The 5,016-nt window shown below is 74.3% G+C and carries 4 protein-coding genes; 2 read left to right on the forward strand and 2 right to left on the reverse strand.

What is annotated here, in order from left to right:
• The first annotated feature begins 399 nt into the window (after positions 1-399).
• Positions 400-2,631 (forward strand): DEAD/DEAH box helicase, encoded by a 2,232-nt coding sequence (locus BG452_RS29750; protein ID WP_223242915.1) that lies wholly within the window; start codon positions 400-402, stop codon positions 2,629-2,631.
• A 241-nt stretch (positions 2,632-2,872) separates the two neighbouring features.
• Positions 2,873-3,706, forward strand: a complete 834-nt coding sequence (locus tag BG452_RS29755; protein ID WP_188307453.1) for a TIGR02452 family protein — start codon at positions 2,873-2,875, stop codon at positions 3,704-3,706.
• Between the two features lie 13 nt (positions 3,707-3,719).
• Here BG452_RS29755 and BG452_RS29760 read toward each other — a convergent pair whose 3' ends face one another.
• Both BG452_RS29760 and BG452_RS29765 read right to left on the reverse strand, forming a co-directional pair.
• Positions 3,720-4,055, reverse strand: coding sequence for a hypothetical protein (locus BG452_RS29760; protein ID WP_188307454.1), 336 nt, complete (start codon positions 4,053-4,055; stop codon positions 3,720-3,722).
• A 93-nt stretch (positions 4,056-4,148) separates the two neighbouring features.
• Positions 4,149-5,016 (reverse strand): hypothetical protein (locus tag BG452_RS29765; protein WP_188307455.1); only part of this gene is annotated, 868 nt, incomplete at its 5' end.

Here is a 5,016-nt window from a genome sequence, read left to right on the forward strand (position 1 = left end):
GGTCCGGCGGGCTCCGGCGGTACCGGTGAGGGCCGCTCCGGCGGCGGTACGGCCGGGAGCCCGTCGGCGCCGCCGAGCGGCCGCCCTTCCGGCTCCCCCGAGCCGGAGCACACCACGCCCGCCGCGACCGTCCCGCCGGGCCCGGAACCGTCCGCCGGCAGCTCCGGTTCCTCGGCGCCGAGCCCGCACGCGGGTACGCATTAGCGGGCTGGCCAGGGCATTTGCCTCTGATCCCGAGGGTCGTCTATGGTGGTAGATCGTTCGTTTGATTCATTTGACTGGCGCCCTATTCCCATCTGGCGCCCTTGGCGCGTTCCGGCGATCCGTGGCTGACCGCATAGAGGCGGTTGTGAAACAGAACCCCGGACTTTGGCGCGTGCCACTTCCGGAAGGTTTTGCATGTCTCTCGTTGACGACGCCCGCTTCGCCATGCCCGCGAACGAGGCTGCCGCCGATGTCACCGACACCACCGACACCACCGACCTGACTGCCGAGGCTGCGGAGATCGCCGCCGAGGTCACCGAGGTCACCGAGACCGCCGACGCCGCCGAGACCGTCGAGGAGCCGGCGGAGGCCGCCGAGCCCACCATCACCTTCGGCGACCTGGGCCTGCACGACGACGTCGTGCGCGCCCTCGCCAAGCGCGGCGTCACCACCCCGTTCCCGATCCAGGCCGCGACCATCCCGGACGCCCTGGCCGGCAAGGACGTGCTGGGCCGTGGCCGTACCGGCTCCGGCAAGACCCTCAGCTTCGGCCTGCCGCTGCTGACCCGCCTCGCCGACGGCGAGCGCACCAAGCCCAAGCACCCGCGCGGCCTGATCCTGGTCCCGACCCGCGAGCTGGCCATGCAGGTCGCCGACGCCCTGGAGCCCTTCGGCTCGGTGCTCGGCCTCAAGCTCAAGGTCGTCTGCGGCGGCACCTCGATGTCGAACCAGATCTACGCGCTGGAGCGCGGCGTCGACGTCCTGGTCGCCACCCCCGGCCGACTGCGTGACCTGCTGAACCGCGGCTCCGCGAAGCTCGCCGACGTCAAGACCGTCGTGCTCGACGAGGCCGACCAGATGGCCGACATGGGCTTCCTGCCCGAGGTCACCGAGATCCTCGACCAGGTGCCGGCCGGCGGCCAGCGCCTGCTGTTCTCCGCCACCCTGGAGAACGAGATCGACACCCTGGTCAAGCGCTACCTGAAGAACCCGGTCACCCACGAGGTCGACCCGTCGGCCGGCGCGGTCACCACCATGACCCACCACATCCTCGTGGTGAAGCCCAAGGACAAGGCGCCGATCACCAACGCGATCGCCGCCCGCAAGGGCCGCACGATCATCTTCGTCCGCACCCAGATGGGCGCCGACCGCGTCGCCGAGCAGCTCCTCGAGGCCGGCGTGAAGGCCGACGCGCTGCACGGCGGCATGACCCAGGGCGCCCGTACCCGCGTCCTCGGCGACTTCAAGGACGGCTACGTCAACGTCGTCGTCGCCACCGACGTCGCCGCCCGCGGCATCCACGTCGACGGCATCGACCTGGTCCTCAACGTGGACCCGGCCGGCGACCACAAGGACTACCTGCACCGCTCCGGCCGCACCGCGCGTGCCGGCCGCTCCGGCGCCGTCGTCACCCTGGTGCTGCCGCACCAGCGCCGCGGCGTGTTCCGCCTGATGGAGGACGCGGGCGTCGACGCCAGCCGCCACATCCTGGACCACGCCTTCGACGCCGAGGTCGCCAAGATCACCGGCGCCCGCTCGCTCACCGAGGTTCAGGCCGAGAGCGCCGCCAACATCGCCGGTGCCGCCGAGCGCGAGCTCGCCGACATGACCCGTCAGCTGGAGCGCGCGCAGCGCCGCGCCACCGAGCTGCGCGAGGAGGCCGACCGCCTGGCCTCCCGTGCGGCGCGCGAGCGGGCCGAGCTGGGCATCGAGGACGAGGCCCCGTCCGCGTCCGAGGAGGCCGGCGAGGAGACCGCCAAGGCCGCCGCCCCGGCCGCCGCCGAGGCTCCCGCCGCCAAGACCGAGGAGCGCACCCCGGCCTACCGCGAGGCGCGCACCGAGCGTCCGGCCTTCGGCCGCGACCGTGACCGGGACCGTGACGACCGCCGCTCCGGTGGTTTCAACCGGGACCGTGACGACCGTCGCTCGGGCGGCTTCAACCGTGACGACCGCGGCGACCGTGGCGCCCGCTCGGGCGGTTTCAACCGTGACGACCGCGGCGACCGCGGCCCCCGCTCGGGTGGCTTCAACCGTGACGACCGTGGTGGCTTCGGTGCCGGCCGTGACCGTGACGACCGTGGCGCCCGCTCGGGTGGCTTCAACCGTGACGACCGCGGCGACCGCGGTGGCTTCAACCGTGACCGCGACGACCGCGGCGGCCGCTCCTTCGGCGACCGTCCGGCCCGCTCCTTCGGCGACCGCCCGGCCTTCGGCCGGGACCGCGACGAGCGCGGCGGCAGCAGCAGCCGTCCGTTCGCCCGCCGCGACGACCACCGCTCCGGCGGCCGTCCGCAGGCCTCCGGCGGCTTCAACCGTGACCGTGACGACCGTGGCGCCCGCTCGGGCGGCTTCAACCGTGACGACCGCGGTGGCTTCAACGGCGGCGGCTTCAACCGCGACGACCGCAAGCCGCGCTGGAAGAACTGACGTCGTACGGCCGGTGATCGATCGCCGGCCGACTGACTGACTGAACCCACGATGGTCGGACCGCATGGTCGGACCACACACGAAGGGCCCGCTCCGTCCCCCGGAGCGGGCCCTTCGTGCTTCCCCCGTATCCCCCGATACCCCCCCGAACACCTCGCTGTCGCTCGCCCCCCGAGGTGTTGTTCTGGAGGTGAGAATAACCTGTGGCGCGCCCTGAGGGTAGTCCCGTAGCGTCACGGACATGAGCAGCAGACTGCATGACGTGGCACGGGTGAACGAGGAGATCGCCGAGCGGGGGAGCTACCGGACGGCCGGGGGCGAAACCGTGCGGGTGGGGGAGCAGTTGGCGGCGGCGCGGGCCGGCACGGTGTCGTACACACCCAAGGACCTGGACGCGCTGCTGGCCGAAGGCGGCAGGGGAGCGCTGACCGGCCGGATCGAGGTGACGGCCGAGGGGAGCATGGAGGCCGCCGGGCGGCTGGTCGCGGCCGGCGCCGGGCCGGTCGGGGTGCTGAACTTCGCCTCCGCGCGCAACCCCGGCGGCGGCTACCTGCGCGGCGCCCGCGCCCAGGAGGAGGACCTGTGCCGCAGCGCGCTGCTGTACAGCTGCCTGGTGGAGGCACCGGACTACTACGAGGCGCACCGGGCCTCGACGGACCTGCGGTACAGCCACCGGGTGATCGCCTCGCCCGCGGTGCCGGTGATCCGGGGCCGCCGGGGCGACCTGCTGGCCCGGCCGTACCCGGTCACCTTCCTGACCTCGCCCGCCCCCAACGCCGGTCAGCTGGAACGGCGTTCGGCCGGGGTGGACGTCCGGGGCGTGCTCGCCGAGCGGGCCGTCCGGGTGCTCGCCGCGGCGGCCCGGCACGAGGTCCGGGCCCTGGTGCTCGGCGCCTGGGGCTGCGGGGTGTTCCGCAACGACCCGGCCCAGGTCGCCGAGGCTTTCGAGGGCGCGCTGGCCCGCTACGGGGGCGCGTTCGAGCAGGTGGTGTTCGCGGTGTGGGACCGCTCACCGGTCTCGGCGAACCGGGCGGCCTTCGAGGCGCGGTTCGGCGCGGCGGTCGTCCCGTCCTGACCGGGGGCGCGACTCAGCGCTTGCGGGCGGACAGCACCGTCGCGGCCGTGGACGCCGCCGCGACCACCCCGGTGACGGCGAAGACGGACGGCCAGGCGCCGATCCGCTTCGCCAGCGGGTGCGAACCGCCGAAGGCCGCCACGTACAGGCCGGTCAGCGCCGCCGCGGCCACCGGGCCCGAACGGCGGCGCCACTGCGCGGCCGCCCCGGCACCGGCCACCGCCAGCACCGCGCCGCCCAGTTCGCGCCGGCCGCTCCAGCGGGCGACACCGTAACCGCCGACCAGACCGCTCGCCGCGGTCAGCGCGGCGGGCGCGGCGGCCGCGAGCGCGTTCGGGACCTTCGCCATCGTCGACTCCACTCGTAGGGGTTCGCGTTCCGGCTTCCGACCATAACCCGGTGAACGGGACGGCCGTCCGGGGGCCTCCGGGCCGTCGGCCCGCTACCCGAAGGCCGACACCGTGGACATCCCCGGCACCATCCGGGCCAGCCGCTCCGCCGTCTCCGCCCGGTCCAGCACCCGCTCCAGCCGTAGGTCGCCCGGGAGCTCCTCGATGAAGCGCCCGGCCGACCAACTGCGCTCGTACGGCAGCGGCTCCAGCACCAGGGTGCGCACACCGTCCAGCACCGGGATGTCGCTGGGCGTGCCCTCGTTCCAGAGCCAGGAGCCGTCCGGCGCGACCAGGTTGAAGGCGCCGGTGGCGATCAGCCGGCGGCCCTCCGGGGACTCCGTCCGGGCCAGCGCCACCACCTCCGGGTCCTGCGGGGTGCCGGGCAGGTGGCCGCCGCCGATCAGCACGTCGGCGAGCAGGGTGTGCAACTGGAAGGTGTCGCTCAGGCCGCTCATCCGCAGCAGGTAGCCGGTGCCGGTGGGGCGGTCGAGGACCAGCAGCGGCTCGTCGTCGAGCACCAGGGCCAGGTGGGTCAGGCCCTTGAAGTCGTGCCGCTCGCCCTCGTACCGGTCGAACAGCTCCAGCAGCACCCCGGTGACGCCCGAGGCGCGGGCCTCGGCCCGGACCGGCGCGTGGGCGTACACCGCCCAGGCGGCCTGCTGCCACAGGTGCAGCGTCCACCAGGCGACCACGGCCAGGTGGGCGTTCCAGGCGTCGAGGAGCTCCGGGTCCTCGATCCGGGCGTGCGCCTCGGCCGGATCGTCCGTCTCCTGGTCCGGCAGCGGCCCGCCGCCGGTCCGCGCCCAGTGCTCGACCAGCCGCTGGGCGCCGGTCAGCGCCCCGCGCAGCCCGGCCAGCACCGGCCCGGCGCAGGCCACCGGATCGGCGCCGGACTCCACGCAGGCGCCCACCACCATC

Origin of the sequence: Streptomyces sp. CBMA123, from assembly GCF_014596465.1 — a bacterium.
In the GTDB taxonomy this organism is placed as follows: domain Bacteria; phylum Actinomycetota; class Actinomycetes; order Streptomycetales; family Streptomycetaceae; genus Kitasatospora.

What these genes read in the sequence shown, in the direction of transcription:
- BG452_RS29750 (WP_223242915.1), top strand. Translation starts at nt 400, where the DNA reads ATGTCTCTCGTTGACGACGCCCGCTTCGCCATGCCCGCGAACGAGGCT.
- BG452_RS29755 (WP_188307453.1), top strand. Translation starts at nt 2,873, where the DNA reads ATGAGCAGCAGACTGCATGACGTGGCACGGGTGAACGAGGAGATCGCC.
- BG452_RS29760 (WP_188307454.1), bottom strand. Translation starts at nt 4,055, where the DNA reads ATGGCGAAGGTCCCGAACGCGCTCGCGGCCGCCGCGCCCGCCGCGCTG.